Raw genomic sequence first — 23,674 nt, 5'->3', positions numbered from 1 at the left:
GCGCCACCCCCCACTGCAGGGCCCGCCGATGCCACACGCATCGGCGGGCCCTGCGCCGTTCCCGCGCGCGGCCCTCCGCTCCGCGGACGCGCCGCGGCGAAGGAGTGAGGGGTGAGGGCACCGCGGCCGTGCAGCCGGGCCCGCCCCGCCTCACGGCGTCATGGGCGGCCGGCGGGTGTGCGACGTGAGCGGGCCGGCGCCCGGGACGCGTGCGGTCCGGTGAGGTCCGTCGCCTTGCGCAGGCGGTGGTCCACCGCGGCCGGCTGGACCGGGACCCGGCGCCGGGCAGCGGCCGGACCCGGTCGGGTCCACGGGCGGGGAAGGCGTGCAGGGTGGCGGGCAGTCCCGGGCGGGCGCCGAGGCGGTACGTGCCGAAGACGGCCTCCGGCGACACGCCCTCGTGGGCGCGGCGACCCGCCGACCCGCGGATCTCGGTCTGCCCGGCCGGCCCCGGCGGCTCGCCGGTGCGCAGCACCCTGGACGGGATGCGGGGCGGCCGCGACGGCGGCTCCGGCAGGACCATGGGGAGGGGGCGGGCCTCGGCAGCAGTGCTCCGTGCGGCAGTGGCGATGTCGGCCGATTCGAGCTGCGCGTCCGCGCGGGCCTCACCCGGAGGGCCCCGTTGCAGCGCCGCACGGGGTGTGGATGCGGCGCTGCCCGATGTGATCGTGGCGTGAAAGCGGCTCCCGGACCATCCGGAGGGGGCGCTTCACGGATACGTAATCAACTCGAAGCCGCTTCGAGGGCCTGGGCCAGCTGCTGGCGGGAGTGCACCCCGGACTTCTGGAGGGCCCGGGCCACGTGCTGCTCGACGGTGCGCGGGGACAGGTGCAGCGTGGTGGCGATCTCACGGTTGGACATTCCGGCGGCGGCCAGCTCCGCGACCTCCGCCTCCCTCGGCGAGAGCAGGTCGCCGTACCGGGGGCGGCCCGGCGGCCGGCGTTCCCCGGCAGGCTGGTGATGGCGCAGGTCGGCGCGGATGCGGGCGGCGTCCCAGGTGGCGCCCAGTGCGTCGAAGACCGCGGCGCGGTCGGCGAGCGCCGTGACGGCAGTACCGCCGCCGTCCCCCAGCGCGAGGGCGCAGCGGGCGGCGCCTGCTGCGGTGAGGGCCTCGTGGTAGGGCCGGGGCAGTGCCCGGTAGGCGGCCGCGCTCCTCTCGTAGCAGGCGGCGGCCTCGGCCGTGTTTCCCGTGTGCTCGGCCAGGACGGCCCGGGTCCATTCGAGGGCGGCTTCCGCCGACGGCGCGTCGCGATCGACCAGCCCGGCGGCGAACTCGTCGGTCATCGCGTGGGCGGTGGCGGTGGCCCCGGACCGCAGGGTCGCTTCCACCGCCCAGGGAGCGAGTTCCGCGGCCCAGGACCATATCCCTTTGGCGCGCAGCCGGTTCCACGCGGCGGTCGCCTCGGTGGCGGCGCCCGCGATGTCCTCGTGCGCGAGGGCCAGTCTGATCAGTGCCCCGGAGACGGTCGCGGAGATGGGTACGGGACCGGTGTCGAGGGCGGATGCCCGGGGACCGGTCAGGTGGGCGAGCGTGTCGGCCCATTCGCCGCGGGAGAGGGCGAGCAGGCCGAGGACCATCCGGGCGTCGGAGGCGAGGTAGGGCATGGTGCCCGCCTCGTCGACGAAGGCGCGGGCCCGGTCGGTGAGACCGGCCCACTGTCCGATCGCCCAGTCGAGGACGAGGGTGCAGCCGCGCCCGGTCTGTTCGGCGTAGGCGGCACCGCTGCGCGCGGCCAGGGCGACGCCTTCGGCCAGCAGCTCCCGCGACTTGTCGTAGTGTCCGAGCCAGACCGCCGCGTCCGCGGCGTTGCACAGGCCGCGGGCGGTCTGCTGACGGCAGCCGACGAGGTCGCTCTCACGGGGCAACCGGTCGATGAGCGCCCAGGCGGCCGGATCGCCGATGTTGAGCAGGACGCTGACCCGGTTCGCGGCGACGGCGGCCCGGACCACCGGGTCGCCCGACTCTTCCGCGACCGCCACAGCACGCTCGATCCAGGCGATGTTCTCGGTAAGGGAGGGGCCGGGTCCGTAGGGCATCGCGAGGGCGGACATCGCCCGGGCCAGCGGCACCGGTCTGCCCTCCAGCTCGCCCACCGCGCGGGTGAGCTCGACCCGCCCCTCGATGACCTCACCCATCTGGTTGCACTGGAGCAGACCGAGGTCCAGGCGGATCTCGCCGCGCACGCCGGGGGGAAGCGTGGAGTCGGCCACGATGTGCCGCAGCACCCTCAGGGTCTGGTCGGAGCGCAGGCCCACCACGGCGCAGCGGGCCAGCAGCGTGGCGAGCCGGGAGCGGGCCTGCCCCGGGACCAGGCCCGTGGCCAGCGCCGACTCCAGCAGACTCACCGCCCGCTGCTGCTCACCGGCCTCCTCGAACGTCTGGGCGGCGCGCTCGACGGCGTGCAGCCAGCCCCGCTCGTCGCCGCAGGCGATGCGGTGGCCGGCGACGCGTTCCCAGTCGACGGGCTGGCGTCCGGCGAGCAGCCGTCCGGTCCGCCGGTGCAGCACCTCGCGGGCGGGCCCCGCCGCCGCGCGGCGGACGGCGGCGGCGGCGAGCGGTGAGGTGAAGCCGTACCGGCCGTGACCGCGCTCCTCGATGACGGCGGCCCGGAGGGCTGCGATCAGGGCGTCGTGGCCCGTCCGCCCCGTGAGGCCGGCCACGGCGGCGAGGTCGCGGCCGGTAGCGGGCTCGTCGAGGACGGCGGCGGCGAAGACGATCGGGCGGTGCTCCTCGGGCACGGCGGCGGTGCGCCGCAGCATCAGGGCCTCCAGCCGGGGAGGCGCGTCCGGCCGGACGAGGTCGGCGGAGACCGGCTGACCCGCGCCGGGCGGCGAGCACGCGACCAGTTCGTCGAGCAGGTCGGTGAGGGTCTGTGCGATACCGCCGGAAGCGCGGTGGAGGCGGTTGACCAGGTCGGCCGTGCAGCGGTCCGCTCCGAGCGCGTCCTGGGCCATGGTGCGGACGGCGGTCACGTCGAGCGGCCCGAGGAGGTGCCGCAGCACGGTGAGGCAAGCCGGGAACTCGGTGCCGGGTCCCAGGACGAGCCCCGGTGCGGTGAGCTCCTCGGGGCGGTAGCTGAGGACGCAGGCGAGGTGAGCGGGCGGGTCGGCGAGCAGCCGGCTCAGGTTCGCGATGCCGGCTGCGTGCGCGCGGTGCACGTCCTCGGCGATGAGCAGGACGGCCCCGGTGTCGGGGAACGGACCGTCGGGAGTCGTACGGTGCACGGTCGCGGGCAGGTCCGCCGTCAGCCGGCGCAGCAGGCGGCTCTTGCCGGTCCCCGCGGCCCCCTCGATGAGCAGCAGCAAGGGCCGGCCGGGCGCGTCCGGGGCGAGAGCCGAAGCGAGCCGTCTCCGAAGCGCCGCCTCGGCTTCGCCCGCCGTTTTGGGGGTGTGCGGGATGGCTGTCACGGGTCCTCACGCGCCTCACCGTTGATTGCGTATGCGTACTCAGTGTGCCCTGATTGCCACGCGCTCCGGGTGGCGGGCACCGTGGAGTACGTAAGGCCTCGCCGTCCGCACGACCGGCGGGGCCCGCCGCCGGCGCAGTCGGCTGCCAGGCAGGAGTCCCAGGTGAGAAACCTGACGTATTCGACGCGCGGTGGGGCCCTCCCGAGCGTGCACGAGCCGCTGGGGCCCGAGCGCTTCGAGAAGGTAGCACCCGCCGCCCGGGGCGTCCTGGCCGTGGCCGTCCTCCCCGCGTGCCCGCGCGCGGTACCCCGCCTGCGCCGGCTGATGGTGGCGGTGGCCCGCACCCGACGGCTGTCCGCGGCCGCGGGTGAGGCGCTCGGAGTGATCGTCAGCGAACTGGCGACCAACGCCGTCCTGCACAGCGGCAGTCCGGACCTGGTGGTGGCGTTGGAGGCCGACGAGCACTCGCTGACCGTCGGGGTGCGCGACCACGGACGGTGGCGGGACCGCCCCGCCCCGCGCTGCGAGGCAGCCGACATGGACGCCGATTTCGGTCGGGGGCTGGCCTTGGTGGACGCGTATGCGGTGGATAGGTCCGTGCTGTGCGACGCCCGCGGCACGCTGGTGCGGGCCGTGATCGCCCTGTGAGACGGCCCGCCCGCCTCACGGACCGGCCGGTGTGATCCGCGGCGGAGCCCAGGACCACGCGAAGACCCCCCGCACGACCGCCGAACCGCAACGGCACCCCTCACGTCCGAGCGGTGTCCGACGCCGGACGCCGAGCCGGATCCGGCGGGCGGTGCGGCCCGCCGCGGGGCAGCGCAGAACGGCCCACTCGCCTTGGTCAAAGGCGTTCGTCGGCCACGCGGCTGGACGCCCTTCGGTCGAGTTGCGACGGAAGCTCGGCCTCCGCCCACACCGTCCTGCCGCCCGGAGGGTACGGCGTGACGCCCCAGCGGTCGGCGAGCGAGGCGACGAGGAGCAGGCCGCGGCCGGTCTCGCCGTCGGCGGGCCGGGCGAGTACGGGCATCTCGCGGCGGGCGTCGGTGACCTCGATGCGCAGCGTCCGGGGGGCGGGCGAGAGCGACAGCCCGAGCCGGAAGTCCCGGCCCTGCACCTGGCCGTGGAGCACGGCGTTCGCGTCAGCTCGGCGCCTCGGAGGCGTGGACGTGACGCGAGACCTGCTCGACCACGTCATCGAAGCCATCGCGCCACGCAACGTCGTCCTTCAGATCATGCCGGCGAAGAGCGAGCAACATGCTTGCCTGGCTGGGCCGATCCAGTTGCTCGAGACCCCCGACGGTCAGTGGCGCGGGTACGCGGAAGGCCAGGAGAGCGGGCGCCTGATCGCCGACCGGAAAGAGGTCAGCAGGCTGTACATGCGCTATGCGAGACTGCGTTCGCAGGCCCTCTCCCCGATGGCTTCCGTCGGCCTGCTTGAGCAGCTACGAGGAGCGCTATGAGCACCGTGACTGGCCCCGACTGGTTCAAGTCCAGCTACAGCAGCGCGCAGGGGGACAGCTGTGTCGAGGTTGCCGTGGCTGACACGGCCGTCCACGTACACGACTCCAAGGACGTGACCCGCCCGGCCCTCGCGGTCGGCCGCGAAGGCTGGGGCAGGTTCGTGAGGTACGCGGCGGCGCGCTGACGCCACGGCTCCGGCCCGCCGCGCCCGCCGGGGGCGCTACGGGCCGCACACCGCAGGCGGGAGCGAGGCGGCCCGCACGCCGCGGCGCCGTCAGGCGTTCGTGCGGCGCTTGGAGCGCAGGAGGAAGAGGGTCGCGGCCGAGGCGAGGGCCACCGTGCCCGTGCTGACGCTGATGGCGATCTGCTTGCCGCCGTCGAAGGCGAAGCTGGTGGAGACGTTCACGGCGACGGCCGCCACGAGAAGGATCCAGAGCAGGGCCTTCATGGCCGTTCCTTTCATCGGGGATCGGAGCCGGTGCGGCCCCTTGTGGACACCACGATGCCCGCTCGCCGGGCGGGGGAGCGAGGGGGCGTTCTACCGGACCCGTGGTGTAGCCCGCTACACCACGGGGCGGGTGGTGCACACACCTTCGCCGGCCAGGGCGTTCGCCTAACCTGAGGCCATGAAAGAGAGGCTGTGGCTCGAATGGCGGGCGACGAGGCAACTCCTGCGATCGGCCGGCCTCGCCCTGGCCTCGCTCCTGTTCCTGCCCGTCGCGGTGTTCACCGCGGTCGCCACCCTGCTGGTGATCGGCGCGGGCGTACTGCCCGAAATGGTCCTGCTGCTCCGCACGACCGCCGGGCTCAAACGGCGCGAGGTGGAGAACTGGACGGGTGAGCCGGTCCCGGAGGCGTACGTACCGATCGTCGGCGGGCTCTCCGTACGCGTACGGACGGCGATCGCCGACCCGGGGACCTACCGGGACCTGCGGTGGCTGGCCGCGCACTTCCTCTACGGCTGGCTGCTGGCCTACGCCGCCCTGATCGTCTGGATCCTCGGCCTGATGGTCGACGGAATCTGGTGCGGGGTGCTGGGCCACCGGGCCGTACTGCTGCCCGTCATCGGACGCCTGGCCGCCCTCGACGCGGACTGGTCCCGCTCCCTGCTGGAACCCTCCCCGGACGCCCGGCGCAGTGCGGAACTCGCCGAGCGCGTCGAGGAGCTCACCGCGACCCGGGCCGGGGCGGTCGCCGCCCACGGCGCCGAACTGCGGCGCATCGAGCGCGACCTGCACGACGGGACCCAGGCCCGCCTGGTGGCGCTGTCGATGCGGGTGGGGCTGGCCAGGAGGGCGTACGACAACAACCCGGACGCCGCCCGCAAGCTGCTCGACGACGCGCAGGACCAGGTCCAGGAAGCGCTGACCGAACTGCGCCACGTGGTCCGCGGCATCCATCCGCCGATCCTCACCGACCGGGGCCTGACCGGCGCCGTACGGGCGCTGGCCGCGGGCAGCGCACTGGAGGTCGAAGTGGCCGAGGAGGGCCTGGAGAACGGCTCGCGCCCGCCGGCCGCGGTCGAGGCGGCGGCGTACTTCGCGGTCGCGGAGGCGCTGACCAACGCCGCCAAGCACAGCGGATCCCAGCGGGCCCGGGTGGAACTGTCCCGGGCACCTCGCGCGTTGAAGATCCTGGTGCGGGACGAAGGGCACGGCGGCGCCGACGAGGCGGGCGGCAGCGGGCTGCTCGGCATGCGTCGGCGGATCGCGGCGCTCGACGGCATCGTCCAGGTGTCGAGCCCCGTCGGGGGGCCGACCGTGATCGAAGTGGAGCTTCCGTGCGTGTGGTGATCGCCGAGGACAACGCCCTGCTGCGGGAAGGACTCGTCCTGCTGCTCACCTCCGCGGGGCACGAGGTGGTCGCCGTGGCGGCCAGCGGCCCCGAGGTGCTCCCCGCCCTGCTCGAACACCGGCCGGACGTCGCCGTGCTCGACGTGCGGATGCCGCCCGGCTTCCGGGACGAGGGGCTGCGCGCGGCGCTCGCGGCGCGGGCGGAGATCCCCGGACTCCCCGTCCTCGTGCTGTCGCAGTACGTCGAGGAGACCTACGCGGCCGAACTGCTGGGCGGCGGCGCGAGCGGCGTCGGCTATCTGCTCAAGGACCGGATCGGCCGGGTCGACGAGTTCCTCGACGCCCTGGACCGGGTCTCCGCGGGCGGTACCGCCCTGGACCCGGAGGTGGTGGCGGAGCTCCTCGCGAAGCGCAAGGACGACCCGATCGACACCCTGACCCCGCGTGAGCGCGAGGTCCTGCAGCTGATGGCGGAGGGGCGGGACAACGCCACGATCGCCGCGCACCTGGTGGTCACCGAGCGGGCGGTGAGCAAGCACATCGGGAACGTGTTCCTCAAGCTCGGGCTCCCGCCGACCGACAGCGGCCACCGCCGGGTCCTGGCGGTCCTCGCCTACCTGAACAAGAGGTTCCGTACGTGAAATATTCATGCCGGAAACGTGAGTATGGCGCTACCGCCCGATGAAGTCCCGCCCGCATACTCGTTCTTGATGATTGCGCGTTACAGCAACCAGTCGGCGTCGCGCGCGATCTTGATGGCGTCCACCCGGTTCCGGGCCTGCAGCTTGGTCACCGTGGTGGTCAGGTAGTTGCGAACGGTGCCGAGGGAGAGCTGGAGGTGTCTGGCTATCTCGACCGGCTCCAGTCCGTCCGCCGCCAGTCGCAGTACTTCGGTCTCGCGGCTGGTCAGCGGGCTCTCCGTACTGTTCCACGCGGAGAGGGCGAGCTGGGAGTCGATCACCCGCTTCCCGGCGGCGACGTTCCTTACAGCGGCGGCGAGTTCGCGGGGAGGGGCGTCCTTGAGCAGGAAGCCGGAGACCTGCGCGGCGAGCGCGCGGCGCAGGGCGCCGGGCCGCCCGAGGCTCGTGAGGATGAGCGCACGGCACTGCGGGAGCCGCTTGCGCAGCCGCTCGGCGGCGGTCAGCCCGTCGATGCCGGGCAGGTCGATGTCGATGATGGCGACGTCCGGCTCGTGCAGGACGGCGGCGTCGAGGATCTGGTCGCCGCGCTCCACCTCGCAGACGACCTCCAGGTCGTCCTCCAGGTTGAGCAGGGCCACCAGGGCGCCGCGCACCATGTTCATGTCTTCGGCCAGCAGGATGCGGATCGTCATGGGGAAGGGTCCTCCGGGTTCAGGCGGCGGGGTCCCGGACGCCGAGCTCGGTGTCGTCGGGATCGGCGAGTCTGCGCAGCGGCCGGGCCGGGGCCTGGGCGATCAGCTCGAAGGTGTCGCCGGAGCCGCGGGTGACGCTGAGCACGCCGGAGGCCGACAGCAGCCGTTCCCGCAGATTGCCCAGGCCGCTGCCACTGTGGGGCGACACGTCACGGTAGGAGGGGTCCACACCGTCGTTGGAAACGGACAGCCGCACCCAGTGGTCGTCCTGGGTCGCCGTCATCGTGCAGGTGGTGGCGCGGGAATGCCGAAGCAGGTTGGTGACCGCCTCGCGCAGGACGGCGGCCAGGACGGAGTCGACCTGCCGGTCGACGCTCCCGCCCAGCCGGATCTCCACCCGCACTTCGACGTCCGCGGCCTCCAGCAGGGACTGGGCCGAGCGCATCTCCTGTTCCAGGGACATGCTGCGCAGCCCGCTGGAGACCACGCGCACATCGGCGAGCGACTGCCGGGATATGGCGAGCACCTCGCTGACCTCCTCCAGGGCGCGCCCCGGATGGGAGGGAATGAGCCGGTGGATCAGCTCGCCCTTGAGGGTGATCGCCGACAGGCTGTAGCCCAGCAGGTCGTGCAGGTCTCTCGCGAAGCGCAGCCGCTCCCTGGTGACGGCCAGGCCCGCGAGCTGGCTGCGGGTGTCGTGCAGGGCCTGTACGAGCGAGGCCAGCCGGGACAGTCCGTAGACCACCAGGCCGGTCAGCAGCGTCGACTGGCACAGGTAGACGGTCTCCTGGATGGAGAGGTTGTCCAGGGTCGGCGGGATCAGCATGCTCAGGCCCACCAGGCCGTACGCCGGCCAGGCCCAGCGGCCCGGCAGCAGGAGCAGCAGCGACCCGGCCAGGAACCCGGCCATCGCGCCCCACTGCGAATGGAAGACGGCGATCGGCAGGTACGTCAGCAGTGCCTGCGCGCCCAGCGTCGCACTGCGCTGCCAGACCGGGGCCCGTCGTACGGCGACGCCCGAATGCCGCAGCTGCAGAACGAAGATGAGGACCAGGCAGCCGAGCGAGGTCAGCAATGACGGCGTGGTCAGCTTCGTGCCCAGCAGGTTGAGGACCGTGATGCCCAGGTAGCTGATCAGCGCGACCGTGAGGATGATGCGGGCCAGCCGGGGTGCGGGCAGGTCCGGCACGTCGGGCGGCTGGCCGTGGCCGCCGCCCGGCTCGGCCGACGAATGCAAGGGATCGTTCTCGTCATGGCGTGGCATGGTCGTCTGGGTCTGCAGCCTTGTCTGTCTGGTCCGTCGAACCCCGGTGCGTTCGTAAAGATCATACGGGCTAGACGAACAGAGGGACGGGGTTCAGGTGTTCGTACGGAGTCGGGGTGAGGCGGTCCCCCGAAGCCACGGGAACGTCGAAGAGGCGGCCCGGCGCGAACCGCGGCCAGAAGTGCCGAAGCCCCGGCACCAGCACCTTGACCACCGGCAGCTTCAGGTCGGGCCGGGTCTGGTCCAGCACCAGCAGCTCCATGCCGCGCGACCGGACGGTCTCGGTGATCAGGGCCACGTCGTCGAGCAGGTCGGCCGTCGGGGTGTACGCCCAGTCCCCGGGCCCGAGCGGGCGCCCGGCGTCCGGGCGTAGGTAGGGCTGGTTGGCGACGGTGGCGCGCAGCCACCAGTCGAGCGGTTCGGGATCGGTCACCCGGTAGCCGGTGCCCTGCGCCGTGGCCCCGGCCACCAGGGGCAGCAACTGGCCCATTTCGGTCAGCGCGCGGCGCAGCGCCAGGCGCGGGTCGAAGTGCGCGCCGAAGCCGAAGACGATGTCCTCGGCAGGCTTGTCGGTGCGCCGGGACAGCGCCGCGACCACCGGGATCCCGAAGTCCGAGGTGAGGTCGAGCGCCCACACTTCGCGCCCCACCGAAAGGTAGCCATCGCGAAGCCGGTCGATGTACGGCTCCCCGAAGGCGTCGAGGTCGATGGCGGACCGGCGGGTGCGGTTGTACCACCACAGAGCCACCGCGTCCCGCTCGACCAGCTCCAGGAAGCCCTGCACCAAGGCGTCTTCAGGGCTGCTGCCGGCCGCGTTTCCGTTGGAGTCGGCGAACAGGCCGTCCGGTGACGGCTCTTCGCTGAAATACAGCAGGGCGGTGGGCACCAGCCGCTGGACGCCCTCGGTGAGCGACCAGACCGGCGTCCAGTCGGTGGGCCGCTCCTCGTCGAAGCGCGGCGGTACGTACTGCAGCCGGTCGCCGCGCGCGTTGATCCGCTCGCGGTCGGCGAACTGCCGCTCCGCGTACAGCTGGACGGCGTTGGGGTGCAGCGCCGCGGACCCCAGGGCGCGGTAGGTGCCGCGGACCACGGGCTCGTCGCCCTGCCGGGTCGCGCTGTAGCGCTCCACCGCTTCGCCCAGCGCACTGGTCCGGGCCTCTTCCTCGCTCAGCCCCTTGCCGCCGCTGAGCGAGCGCAGACCGGCGCGCAGCCCCGCCAGGGTGGGGCTGCGCATGGCGAGGTTCTCGCCCGCGACGAACGCGTCGACGAAGCCGGGGCTGCCCGGGGCCCGGCGGAGCTCGCGGACGATCCCGGTGACGGGGTCGACCAGCGGGGCGTACCGCCGCAGCATCTCGGCCGGGGCGAGCGCCCGGTGGCCGCCCAGGTCCAGTACGGCCTTGGGGCGCGAGCACGGTACGAAGGGCTCGGCGACCCGCCGGGCCACCAGTCCGGGGTCCCCGCACGCCGCGCACTGCGGCAGCCGCGCGACCGGGTGCGCGGCGCTCTGCCACCCGAGGGTGTCCAGGACGTGTACGGAGTGCTGCGCGTCATTGCGTACGCCGGCCAGCCACTTGGCGGCCTCCAGGACGGCCAGCTGCACGGTCAGCGAACGGCCCGCGGGGAGGGTGGCCTGCGGCCGGGGCGGCGGACCGGCCAGTCCCAGCGCCCGCCGCAGCGGTTCCTCCGAGTGCCGGTGACCGCGCAGCCGGGTCGCCAGGCAGTGCCAGCAGGGGCCCTCGTACGGCTGGAAGACCGGCCCCACCCAGGAGGCGGTGGAGCCGAGACCGGCGAGCAGCCACGGCCGCTTGGACTCGCGGTGCTCGGCGTCGATCTCCCGCAGCAGCGGGGAGAGGTAGTCCTCGCACAGGACGAGGGTGAGGTCGGCGTCCGCGCCCGGCTCCGCGAGGACGAGACCCGAGGCCCGGCAGGCTGCGCGGACCTCGGCCGGGTCCACGCCGCCCGGGGTGACCACCCGCAGGGTGCGCCGCGCCAGCGCGCCGTGGACCCGGCCGCCGTCGAGGCCGGCCAGGTCCCAGTAGGCCTCGGCCGCCAGGTCGGGGCGCGGGCCGTCGGGCGCGCGCAGCCGGAGCAGGCCCGAGGCGTCGAGGGCGCGCAGGGAGGCGTCCACCTCCGCCGGGGTCAGCGACGGGGCCGCGTCCCGCACGACGGCAGCCGGAGTGCGACTGCCGTCCAGGAGCGGGACCAGTACGTCGGCGGGCGGGCCGTGCAAGGCCGTGACGCCGCGGTGCGAGACGAGGTAGGCGGCTTCCCCGGGGACGAGCGTGGCGCGCAGGTGGCTCTTGAAGCCGAGCCGCGCCTCGTCCTCGCCGTCGGACGGTGCTCTGTGGTCTGTGTCCCCCATGGACATGCGTTCCCCCCGTTTCGCCTGCTACTCGAACCGTATGGGAGCCGCCGCGACGGCGGTGCCCGCGGGGACGGCGACGACGCACACGGACAGCAGCGCGGCGCCGCCGTCCCCGGACGCGTCGAGGTCCTCGATCACCAGGGCGCGGGCGGCGGAGCGCATCGTGTCCGCGGCGGACTGCTCACCGAATCGGCTGTGCGAGGCAACGGTGTTCGTCATGGTGCTTCATTCCCCCAAGGATTGAACTCGATTGATTCTCTGGTAATTCTGCACGGCGCCAGCACCCTACAGGCAGTGCCGCAATCACCGTGGAGACGTGAACTTCTCATGAACCGAGCAACGTGATTCACGGTGCCGGTTCGAGCGGAACAGGTGCCATGACCACTTCGAAACGCGCCTCCGTCAGTATCCGGGCGACCGTCGCCCCGATCTCCTCGCTGTGGCGGGCGTCCTCGCCGGGGCAGCCGAGGACCACGAGCAGGGCCTCGTGGCTGTCCGGTGCGAGCTGGTGGCCGGCCGCGTCGCAGTCGCGTTTCCCCAGCCAGGCGAGGGGTTCCAGGGGCTCGCCCGGCCGCGCGAGGCCGTACACGAGGTCGCCGGCCGGAATCGGCCGGGACTTGGTGGAGAAGGCCGGCACGATCCGCTCGCCGCCGGCGGCCCGGGTGACGACCAGGTCCAGGCCCGCATCGGACGGTGGGGCCTGGTGGAGGCCGATTCCCCCACCGTGCACCAGTGTCGCGACGGTCACGGCGTCCACGACCGCGCCATGCGACTTCCAGCCGCGCGTGGCCACGAGTTCACGCAGACGTTCACCCGCCGGGATCACCGAGGGGTATCCCAATTCGGCCAGAACTTTTCGGTATCCGTCCGGAATCGGCTGCTGATCGGCGTACCGGGAGTGTGCCTCCTCGGCCGTCAGCCCCTCGGCCGACAGCAGTGGCCGCCCGGCGTTCAGCCGCCAGACGCGAGGGTGGCGCAGCCCGAGGGAACGGGCCTCACCGGTCGTTCGGACAATCACGGATCCTCCGCAGTCAGTTCTGCCCGAAGAAATTCAGGAGTTCGGCATTCACACGGTCCGGGCGTTCCATGTAGCCGTAGTGCCCGGCATTCTCGATCTCCACGTAACGGGAGTCCGGAATGACGTCGGCTATTTCCCGGCTCAAATGCGGCGGAAGGACGAGGTCGTCGGAGAAGCCGATCACCAGACAACGCGCCCGGATCTCCCGGTAGGCGGTGAGCCGGTCCGCCGCCATTTCGACTCCGAGCTGCGCCCGGTATCCCGGTGCCGCGCTCGCCGGCGACACTTCGAACAGTTCCAGCCAGTCCTGTATCTCCTTGTCCTCGTTCAGCGTGGCCGGGGAAAGGAACTCCATCGCCCGCACGGTCGCGGCGTAGCGCGGAGGCAGGCGGACCCCGCTGTCGTGCAGTTCCCGCTCCGCGAGGTCGCGGAAGCGCCGCATGACGTCCTTGCGGCCGCGGGTCGCGATCAGCGCCGCCTCGGTCACCAGATCGGGGCGGGCCAGGCACAGCTCCTGGGTGATGTGCGCGCCGAGCGAGGTGCCGACGAAGCGGCACGGACCCAGGCCCAGGTGGTCGACCAGGGCGGCGGTGTCCGCGACCAGGTCGTCGATGGTGAATCCGTCCGCGCAGGTGTCGGTCGGCGGGATCCCGCGGTTGTTGAAGGTGACGACCTGGTACCCCGCCGCGACGAGCGCGGGGACCTGGTGCAGATGCCAGGCACGGCCGCTCGCTCCGGTCCCCATGACCATCACCACGGGTTTCCCGCGGCCGGTGACGTCATAGCCGAGGCTGATTCCGTTGATTGTGCTGACCGGCACGGCCCTGTCCTCCTCTGCACCGTGGAACCGGCTGGCTCCGGGTCGGAAATTAGTCGGCCGGATACCTGCGGACCAGGAGTTTCGGCCCTGCCTTAAATCGTTGCGCCGGGGCGTGGGGGCGGGTCACGATCGGCACGACCGAAGGGGAGACGCATGGACAATCCGTTCGACGACGACAACGGCACTTTCTACGTTCTGGTGAACGACGAGAACCAGCATTCGCTGTGGCCCGTGTTCGCCGAGGTCCCGGAGGGCTGGACCGTCGTGTTCGGCCAGGAAAGCCGCCAGGCCTGCCTGGACTACGTGGAGAAGAACTGGACCGACATGAGGCCTGCCAGCCTCATCAAGGCGATGGAGCAGACGGCCCGGGCAGCCGCCTGACCGTCGGGAACCCCCCACCCCCCACAGCGTCAGGGCGGGTGCACCGGAGAGATCCGGGGCACCCGCCCTGACGTGTTGTCCGGCCGGGACCGGACACCGGCCCCGGCCGGGACCGGACACCGGCCCCGGCCGGGGCCGGCTACTCGCCCGTGTACACCGCGTCGATCGGCCTGGTGCGCAGCGCCGAGCGGGTGGACAGGGCGATGGACAGCCAGCCCAGCACCGCGATGAACCCCGCGATGCCGAGCCAGACGGCCGGCTCCAGGTGCGGAACGGCCTGCCCGGTCATCGCCAGACTGCTGCCCACGGTGGGCGGGATGGCGATGAAGACGCCGACGGCGATCGCCGAGACCACCACGACCCAGGACTCCATGAACATCATCCGGCGGGTCTGGCGCCTGCTGGTGCCGATCAGGCGCAGCATGGCGAACTCGCGGCTGCGCGCCATGGTCGCCATCACCAGGGTGTTGACCACGGCGATCAGCACGTAGAGCAGGAGCAGCGCGTTGGCGATCAGGTTGGTCCAGGACTGCTGGGCGAACTGCCCCTGCTGCACCGCCGCGAACCGGTCCGCCTCCTGCACCTCCAGCGTGGGGGTGCGCTGGGCGAGCTCGGTCAGCGCCGCCCCCACCCGGTCGCGCTCCCCGGGGCCCGACGCCGTCACGAGCAGGGCCGAGTCGAGGCCCTGGGTGGTGTGCGCGGCCAGCAGGTCATGGGGGAGCGTGACGTCGCCGAAGCCGAGACCGTTGCCGTACACGGCCACGACCTTGAGCTTCTGCCCGGTCCCGTCGCCGAGGTTCACGTCGGCCGTGTCGCCCACGCCCAGCCCCGCCGTGCCCGCGGCCATCCAGCTGAGCGCCACGGTGTCCCCGGCCAGCTCGTCCAGACTGCCCTCGCGCACGTCCAGGTCGAGGGTACGGGCGAGCCCGCGCGGGTCGACGCCCTGGGCGCTGAAGGGCCGGGAGGTCTCCTTGTCGATCTCCACGTACGTGAGCATCACCTGGGAGCGGGCCACCGGGGTGGCGGTCGCGACACCGGGCGCGGCGCGGACGGTCCCGGTGAGGTCCCGGGACAGCCCGGTGGCGTCGCTGGTCAGGACGTAGTCCGCGACGACTCCCGTCGCCGCCTGCTGCTTGGCCGTCGCCTCGACGGTCGAGAGGGTCGACAGCTGCATCAGGGCCAGTGCGGCGCCGAGCGCGAGCGGGACGACGGCGCTGCTGAGCCGGCGCGAGTTCGCGCTGCTGTTGGCGGCGGCGAGGTAGCCGCTGACCCGGAAGCAGCGCAGCAGCGGAGCCATCACCCGCGTGGTGAGCTTCACCAGCTGCGGACCGATCAGCGCGCAGCCGAACATGAGGATCAGCAGCGAACCGGCGGCGCCCGCGATGGCCAGCTGCCCGGGGATGACCATCGGCAGGACGACCGCCGCCACGAGTCCGAGCACGATCAGCACCCGGCCCGCGATCAGCCGCGGCCGGCCCAGCTGCGGGGGCTCCGCCTGCGATTCGCGCAGCGCCTCCACCGGCTGGATCCGCGCGGTGCGGAAGGCCGCCACGTAGCCCGCCAGCCGTGCGCCCAGTACGCACAGCACGACGGCCGCGCCCGCCGGCGCCGGGTTGTAGGACAGCTCGAAGTCACCCGGCAGCACCCCGACCGCGGCGAACGCGTCGCGCAGCGCCCCGGCGATCAGGAAGCCGGGCGCGGCGCCCAGCAGGGCGCCGGCCGTGGCGACCATCAGGATCTCGCTGCCGATCAGTGAGTGGATCTGGCGGGGCGAGGCGGCGATCGCGCGCAGCATGGCCAGTTCGCGGCGGCGCTGGTGGACGGTCAGGCCGAGGGTCGAGGAGACCACGAAGATGACGACGGCGAGCGCGGTGCCGCCGAAGGACGCGGAGAGCGCCACCAGGAAGCCGCGCGACTGCCCCATGTCCAGGAACTCCAGGTCGCCGACCTGCTTGCCCGTGTACACGGCAACCGCCTCGGGGGAGCCGGCGAGCGCCTTCCCGATCCGGGCGGCCAGCGCGTCCGCGTCCGTGCCCGGCTCGGCGAGCACCCCGATCGCCGTGAGCCGGTCCGGGCGCTGCGACAGCTGAGCCGCCCGGTCGTCGGTGAAGAAGGCCGCCGACTGCCTGTCCAGGCCGCCCGGGGGCTGCGCGGCGAGGCCGGAGATCCGGTACGAGGCGGGCGTGGTGCCCACCGACAGCCGCACCGTGTCGCCGGTCTTCACCCCGGCCCGCCGGGCGACGGCGGAGTCCAGGACGACGTCCTCGGCGGCGCGCGGCTCGTGCCCCTCGGCCAGCGGGAACGGTCCGAGGGCCGCCGAGGCCCAGCCGTGCCCGAACAGCGGGTGGCCGAGGGCCACCGTGTCGCCCTGCGGACCGGTGACGCTCATCTCCACGGTGCGGTCGCCGACCACCGAACGGACGCCGGGGACCTTCGCGATCTCGTCGGCCAGGCCGGCGGGCAGCGTGACGCGCTCGGCGAAGTGCGGGTCGAAGTTCTCCTTGACGGCCTTGGTCTGGTTGCCGCCGACCATCACCGCGGCGCCGGCGTAGCGTTCCGGTGAAACCCCGGACAGCAGCCCGGACATGAGCAGGACGCCACAGGCGGTCACGACCGCCGAGCCGCAGAAGACGGCGATGAACGCCGCGATGAAACCGCCCTTGCGGTTCTTGATGGTGCTCCACGCGATGTCGAACATGTACGGCCGCCCTACCAGTTGCCGAGGTGTGTCATGCGGTCGGCCACCTGGTCGGGGGTCGGCCGCTGCAACTGCCCCGCCAGCCGGCCGTCCGCCAGGAAGACCACCGAGTCGGCGAACGACGCCGCCACCGGGTCGTGGGTCACCATCACCACGGTCTGCCCCGTCTCGTCGACGATCTGCCGGAACAGGCGCAGGACCTCCTGGCCGCTCCGGGTGTCCAGGGCGCCCGTCGGCTCGTCAGCGAGCACCGCGTCGGGCCGGGTCACCAGCGCGCGGGCGATGGCCACCCGCTGCTGCTGGCCGCCGGAGAGCTGGTTGGGCCGCCGGTCGGCGTACTGGAGCATGCCGACGCGCTCCAGGATCTCGCGCAGCCAGGCCTCGTCCACCGCCGTGTTGGACAGCCGCGGTACCAGCGTCACGTTCTGCCGCACCGTCAGCGCCGACATCAGGTTGTACGCCTGGAACACGTAGCCGATCCGCTCACGGCGCACGGCCGTCAGCGCGGATTCCTTCAGGCCGCCCAACTCGGTTTCGCCGAGGTAGACATGGCCGGAGGACGGGCGGTCGAGACCGGCCAGGCAGTGCAGGAACGTGCTCTTGCCCGAGCCGGACGGGCCCATGACGGCGGTGAAGGAACCGCGTGGCACGTCGAACGAGACGTCGTCCAGGGCGGTGACGGCGCCCGTCCCCTCGCCGTAGATCTTGCTCACCGAGTCCAGCCGCATGGCGGCGGCCGTTCCCTGGATCTGCTCCGTGGCCGTCGTCGACCGGCGCCAAACCGATGTCATATTTCTCGCCCTCCCGTTCGTCAGCCGCATCAGACTATGGGAAGAGATGATGGGCGACGAACCCCCAGAATCCCGTAATGAAGGTGGAGCCAGCTACACCATGGCCGGTTCCGTTCGGTCCACTGCGCGCGGCCCCCTTTCCACCTGGCCGTTTAACTCCAGGCTTTAGCTCTTTGGCCCTGGCATAGGGGCATCACTACGCTGGCCGTTATTCATTGACCTGGGTGGACTTGATGACGGAATCCGCTGACTCTTCCAATGGGCTGCCCGCGCACGGCGAAGTGGCCGATCTGCTGGAAACACTCGCCCGTGAATACCTCGTACCCGGTGTGCAATTCGCCGTCTACGACCGCGGTGAGATCACGACCTTCACGTACGGAGAAGAGACCCACGGTTCGGGCCGGCCGGTGACGGCCGACACCGTCTTCCCGTGGGGATCGGTGACGAAGTCCGCGACCGCGCTGCTGCTCGCCCAGCTCGTCAGCGACGGCGACGTGGAGCTGGACGAGCCGGTCGGGCCGCTGCTGCCGGAACTCGCGCGGACACCCGCCGGCCCCCTGTACACGGCCACGCTGCGCGGGCTGCTCAGCCACACCGCCGGGCTGCCGGACATGCCGCCCGTCGAGGACGACCTGTCCCTGCGCGACTGTGTGGCCGCGTCGGCCGGAGCGGCCGCGCTGTGCGAGCCCGGGCTGCTGTTCTCGTACTCCAATCTCGGCTACGTCCTGGCCGGCCGGATCCTCGAGTCCGTCACCGGAGTGACCTGGTGGGAGGCGGTACGGGACTTCGCACTGACCCCGCTCGGCGTGGCGGCCGGGTTCCTCGGCGCCACCGCCCCGGGGCCCGTCGCGGGCCAGCACGCCGTGCACCTGCCGACCGGATCGGTGCACGTGGTCGACGAACCGGGACTGCCCAAGGCCCTCGTGCCGGCCGGGGCGCTGACCTCCAGCGCCGCCGGCCTGCTGCGCTACGCCGCGGTGCACCTCGCGGCGGACACCGCCGTGCTGGAACCGGACATGCTCGCGGAACTGCGCACCCCGGTGCCCGGCTCGGCGGCCTTCGGGCTGGCCGACGGCTGGGGCCTGGGACTCGCCGTCCACACCGACGGCGGGGGGCGGCGCTGGCTGGGCCACGACGGCAACACCGGAGGGGCGAGCTGCGCGCTGCGCATGGACCCCGAGCGGCGGATCGCCGTCGCCCTGATGGCGAACGCCACCTCCGGCCGGCAGATGGGAAATGCCTTCTTCGAGGCGCTGGCGGCAAAGGGCTGGGACATCGGCCGCCATCGTCGGCCCGAACTCGGCGACCCGCTTTCCGGTGAGGCGCTGAACGCGGTCGCCGACGAAGTGTGCGGGGACTACCGGGCGGGCGCGGACCTTCACACCGTGCGCCGCTCCGGAAACGGAGAACTGCTCCTGGAGCGGGGCGGACTCGTGCCGGTCCGGCTGGAAATCCACCCGGGCCTGGAATTCCGTTTGAAAAGCGGTACCGCCGACGGCGGGCACGGCAGTGACGAATCAAATGACCTGTACCGATTCGTGCGGGACTCCCGTACCGGGCAGGTCGGCGGCATGTACATGAGCGGTGGACGGCTCCAAATGCGCGAGGGAATCGGCCTGATCGGCTGATTTCTCCCCTCCGGGTTCCGGCGCGTATGTCATGTGCGCGTGCGCGGGTTGTCTTTCGTTCGTCTGGATGGTTGTTGTTTCGATGCATGGGGGAGTGGTTCGGGTGCTGGGGTCGTGGGCTTCGCAGGGTGGCGGCTTCGGGAATGCGGTGCTTCCCGAGGTGTTCGGCGAGTGGGTGGCGCGGACGCCTGAGGCGCCCGCCGTGGTGTGTGCCGGCGAGCGGGTGTCCTATGCGGAGCTCGACGCCCGGGCGAACCGGCTCGCGCACGCGTTGCTCGGGCGGGGCGTCGTGCCCGGATCCCGGGTGGGTGTCTGCCTGCCGCGTGGTGTGGAGCCGGTCGTGGCGGTGCTCGCCGTCCTGAAGGCCGGCGCGGCGGCCGTGCCGCTGGACCCCGAATACCCCGTGGAACGACTGCAGTTCATGGTGGACGACTCGGAAGCGGCGGTGGTGCTGGCCGCGGCCGGGACGGGCCGGGTGGCCGCCGCCGCGGGCGGCCGGGTGGTGCTCTGGGAGGACCTGGACCTGGACACCCGGCCGGGGACGGCGCCGGTGGTGGGGGTGTTTCCGCAGAGTGCGGCGTATGTGTTCTACACGTCGGGTTCGACGGGGCGTCCGAAGGGTGTGGTGCTGCCGCATGAGGGTTTTGTGCGGGTGGTGCGTGATCCGAATTTCGGGTTGGGTCCGGATGATGTGGTTTCGCAGTTGAGCACGTTGTCTTTTGATGCGGGTGCGTTGGAGATGTGGAATGCGCTGCTGAATGGTGCGGTGCTGGCTGTTTCCGTTGAGCGGATGCTGTCGGTGGATGAGCTGGGTGCGTTTGTGCGGGCGCACGGGGTGAGTGTGCTGTGGCTGACGGCGGGGTTGTTCCACGAGGTCGTGGATGCGGATGTGTCGGTGTTCTCGGGTGTGCGGGTGGTGATGTCGGGTGGTGACGCGTTGTCGCCGGGGCATTGCCGCAGGGTGCTGGACGGGGTTCCGGGTGTGCGGCTGGTGAATGCGTACGGGCCGACGGAGGTGTCGGTCACGGCGTCTTCGCATGTCATTGACGGTCCGGTGCTGTTGGGTGGTCCGGCGCCGGATACGCGGCTTCGGGTGCTGGATGGTGGGCTGCGGCCGGTGGGTGTGGGTGTCGAGGGTGAGTTGTATGTGTCGGGTATTGGTCTGGCGCACGGGTATGGGGGGCGGGCCGGTCTGACGGCGGGCCGGTTCGTGGCTGCGCCGGGTGGTTCGGGTGAGCGCATGTACCGCACGGGTGATGTGGTGCGGTGGGTGTCCGAGGGTGTGCTGGAGTTCGTGGGCCGGGCGGATGACCAGGTCAAGGTGCGTGGTTTCCGGGTGGAGTTGGGTGAGGTGGAGGAGGCGCTGGCGGCGCATCCTTCGGTGTCGCGGGCGGTTGCGGTGGTGCGGGCGGATGCGCGGGGTGTGAAGCGGCTGGTCGCGTATGCGGTCGGTGAGGGTGTGGGGGCGGGGGAGCTGCGGGAGTTCCTGGCGTCCTCGTTGCCGGAGTTCATGGTTCCGGCGGTGTGTGTGGTGGTGGACGTGCTGCCGTTGACGGCGAACGGGAAGGTGGATCGCAAGGCGTTGCCGGAGCCGGATCTGTCTGATCTCGCGGAGGTGTATGTCGCTCCGCGTGATGCGCGTGAGGAGGTCGTGGCCGGGGTCTTCGCGGAGGTTCTGGGGCTGGAGCGGGTGGGTGTCCACGATCATTTCTTCCGGCTGGGCGGTGACTCCATCCGCGCCGTCCAGGCCGCCTCACGACTGCGCCGCGCGGGCCTGGAGGCCCCGGTCCGGGACCTGTTCGACCGTCCCACCGCGGCCGCTCTCGCCGCCGGGATCACCACCGTTGCCGCCCCGCCGCTGACCCCCGCCGTGCGCGGCACCGACCTGCCCGTGTCCTTCCCGCTGTCCTTCGCGCAGGCCCGCGTGTGGCTTGCCGCCGAGATCGACCCGGAGGGCACCGAGTACAACACCGGCGGCGCGGTGCGCCTGCGCGGTGACCTCGACGTCCCCGCCCTCGAAGCCGCCCTCGGCGAGCTCGTCGCCCGCCACGAGTCCCTGCGCACCACCTTCGCCACCGTCGACGGCCAGGGCGTCCAGATCGTCCGCCCCGCCGCGCCCGTGCGGCTGAGCGCCGCCGAGTGTGCGCCCGAGGACATCGACCGCGTCGTCCGCGCCCACCACACAGTCCCCTTCGACCTGAGCACGGGACCGCTGCTGCGTCCGCTGCTCCTCCGGGTGGCAGCCGACGACCACCTCCTGGTGTTGTCGATGCACCACATCGTCACCGACGGCTGGTCGATGGGTGTCCTGCTGCGCGAGCTCGGCGAGCTGTACGCCGGCCGACCGCTCGCCGAACTCCCCCTCCAGTACGCCGACTACGCCGTCTGGCAGCGCAGGACGCTCACCCGTCCGGTCCTCGACGAGGGCCTGGCCTACTGGCGCGAGCAGCTCGCCGGCGCGCCCGTCCTCGACCTCCCCACCGACCGCCCCCGCCCCGCCGTCCGCACGTCGGCAGGTGCCACCCGCCGCTTCGGCATACCGGCCGACCGGCTGGCCCGCTTCACCCGCATGTGCGAGCAGCAGGGCGTCACCCTGTTCATGGGCCTGGTCGCGGCGGTCCAGCTGGTGCTGTCCCGCCACAGCGGTCAGCGGGACGTCGTGGTCGGCACCGCCGACTCCGGGCGCGGGCACTGGGAACTGGAGGACCAGGTCGGCTTCTTCGTCAACACCCTCGCCCTGCGCACCCGCGTGGACGAGGACGCCACCGGCGCCGCGCTGCTGGCGTCTGTACGGGAGACCGTCCTCGACGCCTTCGCGCACGCGGCCGTCCCCTTCGACCGCGTGGTCGACGCCGTCGTCACCGAACGGGACCCCTCCCGCACCCCCCTCGTCCAGGCCATGGTGCTGCTCCAGAGCATGCCCGGCGGGCTCGGCGACTCCGGGGGCCTGCGGTGGAGCGAACACCCCCTGGACATCGAGTCCGCCCAGTTCGACCTGCTGGTCGCCTTCGAGGAGAACGGCGGCGGGTTCGGCGGCCTGATCAACTACAACACCGACCTCTTCGACGGGGCCACCGTCGACCGCATCGCGGACCACGTGGTCACGGCACTCACCGAGCTCGGCGCGCCGGCCGCGGCGCAGCTGCCCCTGGCGGCGGCCGTGCCGACGCTGACCGCCGACGAGCGTACGCAGATCCTCGACGAGTGGAACGCCTCGGACGAGCAGGCGCCCGCGCTCACGATCGCGGGTCTGTTCGAGGCACGGGCGGCCCGCGACCCGCAGCGGACCGCGGTCGTCGACGGCGAACTCACCCTCACCTACGCCGAGCTGGGGGACCGCGCCGACCGGCTCGCCCGCACCCTGCGCGCCCACGGGGTGCACACCGACGTGGCGGTCGGCGTCTGCCTGCCGCGCGGGGTGCGCTGGCTGACCGCGCTGCTCGCCGTCGCCAAGGCGGGCGGCGTCTACGTGCCGCTCGACCCGCAGTACCCGGCCGACCGGCTCGCCTTCATGACCGCCGACGCGGGGATGGCGCTGGTCCTCAGCGACACGGAGACGCTGGACCTCGTACCGGACGTCGCGGTTCCGGTCCTGCGCGTGGACGCGGCCCTGGACGCGGCCCTGGACGGGGACGGGGACGGGGACGGTGAGCGCGGGATCCGGCTCGTGGACGCGGCGGAGCTGCCCGCCGCGGCTTCGCTCGACGCCGGTGCCTACATGATCTACACCTCCGGCTCCACCGGCCGCCCCAAGGGCGTGCTGGTCCCGCACCGCAACGTGGCCGGCATGGCCGTCGCCCACCAGCGGGCGCTGGGCCTGACCACCGGGTCCCGGCTGCTCCAGGCGGTCTCGCCCAACTTCGATGTCGCGATGGCCGATGTGCTGGCCGCCTGGTACGCGGGCGCCACCCTGGTCCTGCCCGAGCCCGGCCCGCTGGCGGGCGAGGCGCTCGGTCGGGTGCTGCGCGATCAGCGGATCACCCACCTGGAGATCCCGCCCGCGGCCCTGCAGAGCGTGCCGGACACGGACCTGCCCGAGTTGCGCGGCCTGCTGGTCGGCGGCGAGGCCATGTCGGCGGAGTTCATCTCCCGCTGGGCGCCGGGCCGGGTGCTGCGCAATGTCTACGGCCCGACCGAGACCACGGTCACGGTCACCGCCGGCGACCCCGTGGACGAATACGGCGCTGACGGCGTCCCCATCGGCCGGCCGGTCGCGGGCGCCCGACTGTACGTACTGGACGCGTGGCTGCGGCCGGTGCCGGCCGGGGTCGCCGGTGAGCTCTACATCGCCGGGCCGGGGGTGGCACGCGGCTACGTACGACGCTTCGGGCTGACGGCGGAGCGGTTCGTCGCGTCGCCGTTCGGCGGCTCCGGGGAGCGGATGTACCGGACCGGTGACGTGGTGCGGTGGCTGGCCGACGGGCAGCTGGAGTTCGTGGGCCGCACCGACCATCAGGTCAAGGTGCGTGGTTTCCGGATCGAGATCGGTGAGATCGAGTCGGCGCTGGCCGCGCACCCGGACGTCACGCAGGCCGTGGTCGCGGTGCGCGAGGCCCGGCCGGGAGTGAAGCGACTGGTCGGCTACGTGGTGGGCGACCGGGTCGATCACGCGGGGCTGCGTGAGTTCGTGGCCAAGTCGCTGCCGGACTACATGGTTCCGACGGCGTTCGTGGTCGTGGGTACGTTCCCGCTGACGGCGAACGGGAAGGTG

19 protein-coding genes are annotated in these 23,674 nt (G+C 72.6%); 8 read left to right on the top strand and 11 right to left on the bottom strand.

The annotated features are described in order from the left end of the window. Positions 1 to 723 precede the first annotated feature (723 nt). Entirely contained in the window at positions 724 to 3,408 is a 2,685-nt protein-coding gene (locus ACFCZ1_RS15440) for a LuxR C-terminal-related transcriptional regulator (RefSeq protein WP_376678787.1), read from the bottom strand. 162 nt (positions 3,409 to 3,570) lie between these two features. Between ACFCZ1_RS15440 and ACFCZ1_RS15435 the strand changes: the two genes are divergently transcribed. Next, positions 3,571 to 4,056, top strand: coding sequence for an ATP-binding protein (locus ACFCZ1_RS15435; protein ID WP_376678786.1), 486 nt, complete (start codon positions 3,571 to 3,573; stop codon positions 4,054 to 4,056). Between the two features lie 196 nt (positions 4,057 to 4,252). Here the strand turns inward: ACFCZ1_RS15435 and ACFCZ1_RS15430 are convergent, their stop codons facing one another. After that, the gene (locus ACFCZ1_RS15430) at positions 4,253 to 4,540 is read right to left on the bottom strand and encodes an ATP-binding protein (RefSeq protein ID WP_376678785.1); all 288 of its coding nucleotides are present in this window, start codon (positions 4,538 to 4,540) and stop codon (positions 4,253 to 4,255) included. Here ACFCZ1_RS15430 and ACFCZ1_RS15425 point away from each other — a divergent pair. Both ACFCZ1_RS15425 and ACFCZ1_RS15420 read left to right on the top strand, forming a co-directional pair. Then, on the top strand, positions 4,464 to 4,871 hold the full coding sequence (locus ACFCZ1_RS15425; RefSeq protein ID WP_376678784.1) for a Scr1 family TA system antitoxin-like transcriptional regulator: 408 nt from the start codon (positions 4,464 to 4,466) through the stop codon (positions 4,869 to 4,871). The genes ACFCZ1_RS15430 and ACFCZ1_RS15425 overlap by 77 nt on opposite strands. Next, positions 4,868 to 5,056: a DUF397 domain-containing protein gene (locus tag ACFCZ1_RS15420; RefSeq protein WP_376678783.1), complete on the top strand. Its 189-nt coding sequence runs from the start codon at positions 4,868 to 4,870 to the stop codon at positions 5,054 to 5,056. The genes ACFCZ1_RS15425 and ACFCZ1_RS15420 overlap by 4 nt, the downstream gene beginning before the upstream one ends. 90 nt (positions 5,057 to 5,146) lie before the next feature. Here the strand turns inward: ACFCZ1_RS15420 and ACFCZ1_RS15415 are convergent, their stop codons facing one another. Beyond that, on the bottom strand, positions 5,147 to 5,320 hold the full coding sequence (locus ACFCZ1_RS15415; protein ID WP_376678782.1) for a hypothetical protein: 174 nt from the start codon (positions 5,318 to 5,320) through the stop codon (positions 5,147 to 5,149). Positions 5,321 to 5,498: 178 nt separating this feature from the next. Between ACFCZ1_RS15415 and ACFCZ1_RS15410 the strand changes: the two genes are divergently transcribed. Beyond that, positions 5,499 to 6,665: a sensor histidine kinase gene (locus ACFCZ1_RS15410; protein ID WP_376678781.1), complete on the top strand. Its 1,167-nt coding sequence runs from the start codon at positions 5,499 to 5,501 to the stop codon at positions 6,663 to 6,665. Beyond that, on the top strand, positions 6,653 to 7,306 hold the full coding sequence (locus tag ACFCZ1_RS15405; protein ID WP_376678780.1) for a response regulator: 654 nt from the start codon (positions 6,653 to 6,655) through the stop codon (positions 7,304 to 7,306). Before ACFCZ1_RS15410 ends, ACFCZ1_RS15405 begins: the two co-directional genes overlap by 13 nt. A gap of 80 nt (positions 7,307 to 7,386) precedes the next feature. Here the strand turns inward: ACFCZ1_RS15405 and ACFCZ1_RS15400 are convergent, their stop codons facing one another. From ACFCZ1_RS15400 to ACFCZ1_RS15375, 6 genes are all read right to left on the bottom strand, one after another. Next, positions 7,387 to 7,998: a DNA-binding response regulator gene (locus ACFCZ1_RS15400; protein WP_376678779.1), complete on the bottom strand. Its 612-nt coding sequence runs from the start codon at positions 7,996 to 7,998 to the stop codon at positions 7,387 to 7,389. A gap of 19 nt (positions 7,999 to 8,017) precedes the next feature. Next, on the bottom strand, positions 8,018 to 9,262 hold the full coding sequence (locus ACFCZ1_RS15395) for a sensor histidine kinase (protein WP_376678778.1): 1,245 nt from the start codon (positions 9,260 to 9,262) through the stop codon (positions 8,018 to 8,020). A gap of 70 nt (positions 9,263 to 9,332) precedes the next feature. Next, entirely contained in the window at positions 9,333 to 11,624 is a 2,292-nt protein-coding gene (locus ACFCZ1_RS15390; protein ID WP_376678777.1) for a TOMM precursor leader peptide-binding protein, read from the bottom strand. Positions 11,625 to 11,651: 27 nt separating this feature from the next. Continuing rightward, positions 11,652 to 11,846: a hypothetical protein gene (locus tag ACFCZ1_RS15385; protein ID WP_328928124.1), complete on the bottom strand. Its 195-nt coding sequence runs from the start codon at positions 11,844 to 11,846 to the stop codon at positions 11,652 to 11,654. 127 nt (positions 11,847 to 11,973) lie between these two features. Beyond that, complete coding sequence (locus ACFCZ1_RS15380; protein ID WP_376678776.1) at positions 11,974 to 12,645, bottom strand: hypothetical protein; 672 nt, start codon at positions 12,643 to 12,645, stop codon at positions 11,974 to 11,976. 13 nt (positions 12,646 to 12,658) lie between these two features. After that, a complete protein-coding gene (locus ACFCZ1_RS15375; RefSeq protein WP_376678775.1) occupies positions 12,659 to 13,465 on the bottom strand; it encodes an alpha/beta fold hydrolase in 807 nt (268 codons plus the stop codon). Positions 13,466 to 13,618: 153 nt separating this feature from the next. Here ACFCZ1_RS15375 and ACFCZ1_RS15370 point away from each other — a divergent pair, with 153 nt between their 5' ends. Then, on the top strand, positions 13,619 to 13,846 hold the full coding sequence (locus ACFCZ1_RS15370) for an MbtH family protein (RefSeq protein ID WP_376678774.1): 228 nt from the start codon (positions 13,619 to 13,621) through the stop codon (positions 13,844 to 13,846). 139 nt (positions 13,847 to 13,985) lie between these two features. Here the strand turns inward: ACFCZ1_RS15370 and ACFCZ1_RS15365 are convergent, their stop codons facing one another. Together ACFCZ1_RS15365 and ACFCZ1_RS15360 are read right to left on the bottom strand one after the other, a co-directional pair. Next, entirely contained in the window at positions 13,986 to 16,544 is a 2,559-nt protein-coding gene (locus ACFCZ1_RS15365) for an FtsX-like permease family protein (RefSeq protein WP_376678773.1), read from the bottom strand. Between the two features lie 11 nt (positions 16,545 to 16,555). Next, on the bottom strand, positions 16,556 to 17,335 hold the full coding sequence (locus ACFCZ1_RS15360) for an ABC transporter ATP-binding protein (protein WP_376678772.1): 780 nt from the start codon (positions 17,333 to 17,335) through the stop codon (positions 16,556 to 16,558). Positions 17,336 to 17,568: 233 nt separating this feature from the next. On the opposite strand from ACFCZ1_RS15360, the gene ACFCZ1_RS15355 reads away from it, so the two are divergent. Both ACFCZ1_RS15355 and ACFCZ1_RS15350 read left to right on the top strand, forming a co-directional pair. Beyond that, positions 17,569 to 18,963, top strand: coding sequence for a serine hydrolase domain-containing protein (locus ACFCZ1_RS15355; RefSeq protein ID WP_376678771.1), 1,395 nt, complete (start codon positions 17,569 to 17,571; stop codon positions 18,961 to 18,963). A gap of 175 nt (positions 18,964 to 19,138) precedes the next feature. After that, positions 19,139 to 23,674 (top strand): amino acid adenylation domain-containing protein (locus ACFCZ1_RS15350; RefSeq protein ID WP_376678770.1); only part of this gene is annotated, 4,536 nt, incomplete at its 3' end.

It is taken from the genome of Streptomyces sp. NPDC056224 (assembly GCF_042267665.1).
Classification (GTDB): domain Bacteria; phylum Actinomycetota; class Actinomycetes; order Streptomycetales; family Streptomycetaceae; genus Streptomyces.
The sequence above is the reverse complement of the archived record's forward strand: the minus strand, read 5'-3'. Positions and strand labels throughout refer to the sequence as shown.

Excerpts from the sequence above, each read along its gene's own strand:
- ACFCZ1_RS15425 (WP_376678784.1), top strand. The coding sequence starts at position 4,464 with ATGCGCAGCGTCCGGGGGGCGGGCGAGAGCGACAGCCCGAGCCGGAAG.
- ACFCZ1_RS15420 (WP_376678783.1), top strand. The coding sequence starts at position 4,868 with ATGAGCACCGTGACTGGCCCCGACTGGTTCAAGTCCAGCTACAGCAGC.
- ACFCZ1_RS15415 (WP_376678782.1), bottom strand. The coding sequence starts at position 5,320 with ATGAAGGCCCTGCTCTGGATCCTTCTCGTGGCGGCCGTCGCCGTGAAC.
- ACFCZ1_RS15410 (WP_376678781.1), top strand. The coding sequence starts at position 5,499 with ATGAAAGAGAGGCTGTGGCTCGAATGGCGGGCGACGAGGCAACTCCTG.
- ACFCZ1_RS15400 (WP_376678779.1), bottom strand. The coding sequence starts at position 7,998 with ATGACGATCCGCATCCTGCTGGCCGAAGACATGAACATGGTGCGCGGC.
- ACFCZ1_RS15395 (WP_376678778.1), bottom strand. The coding sequence starts at position 9,262 with ATGCCACGCCATGACGAGAACGATCCCTTGCATTCGTCGGCCGAGCCG.
- ACFCZ1_RS15390 (WP_376678777.1), bottom strand. The coding sequence starts at position 11,624 with ATGGGGGACACAGACCACAGAGCACCGTCCGACGGCGAGGACGAGGCG.
- ACFCZ1_RS15385 (WP_328928124.1), bottom strand. The coding sequence starts at position 11,846 with ATGACGAACACCGTTGCCTCGCACAGCCGATTCGGTGAGCAGTCCGCC.
- ACFCZ1_RS15370 (WP_376678774.1), top strand. The coding sequence starts at position 13,619 with ATGGACAATCCGTTCGACGACGACAACGGCACTTTCTACGTTCTGGTG.
- ACFCZ1_RS15365 (WP_376678773.1), bottom strand. The coding sequence starts at position 16,544 with ATGTTCGACATCGCGTGGAGCACCATCAAGAACCGCAAGGGCGGTTTC.
- ACFCZ1_RS15360 (WP_376678772.1), bottom strand. The coding sequence starts at position 17,335 with ATGACATCGGTTTGGCGCCGGTCGACGACGGCCACGGAGCAGATCCAG.
- ACFCZ1_RS15355 (WP_376678771.1), top strand. The coding sequence starts at position 17,569 with ATGACGGAATCCGCTGACTCTTCCAATGGGCTGCCCGCGCACGGCGAA.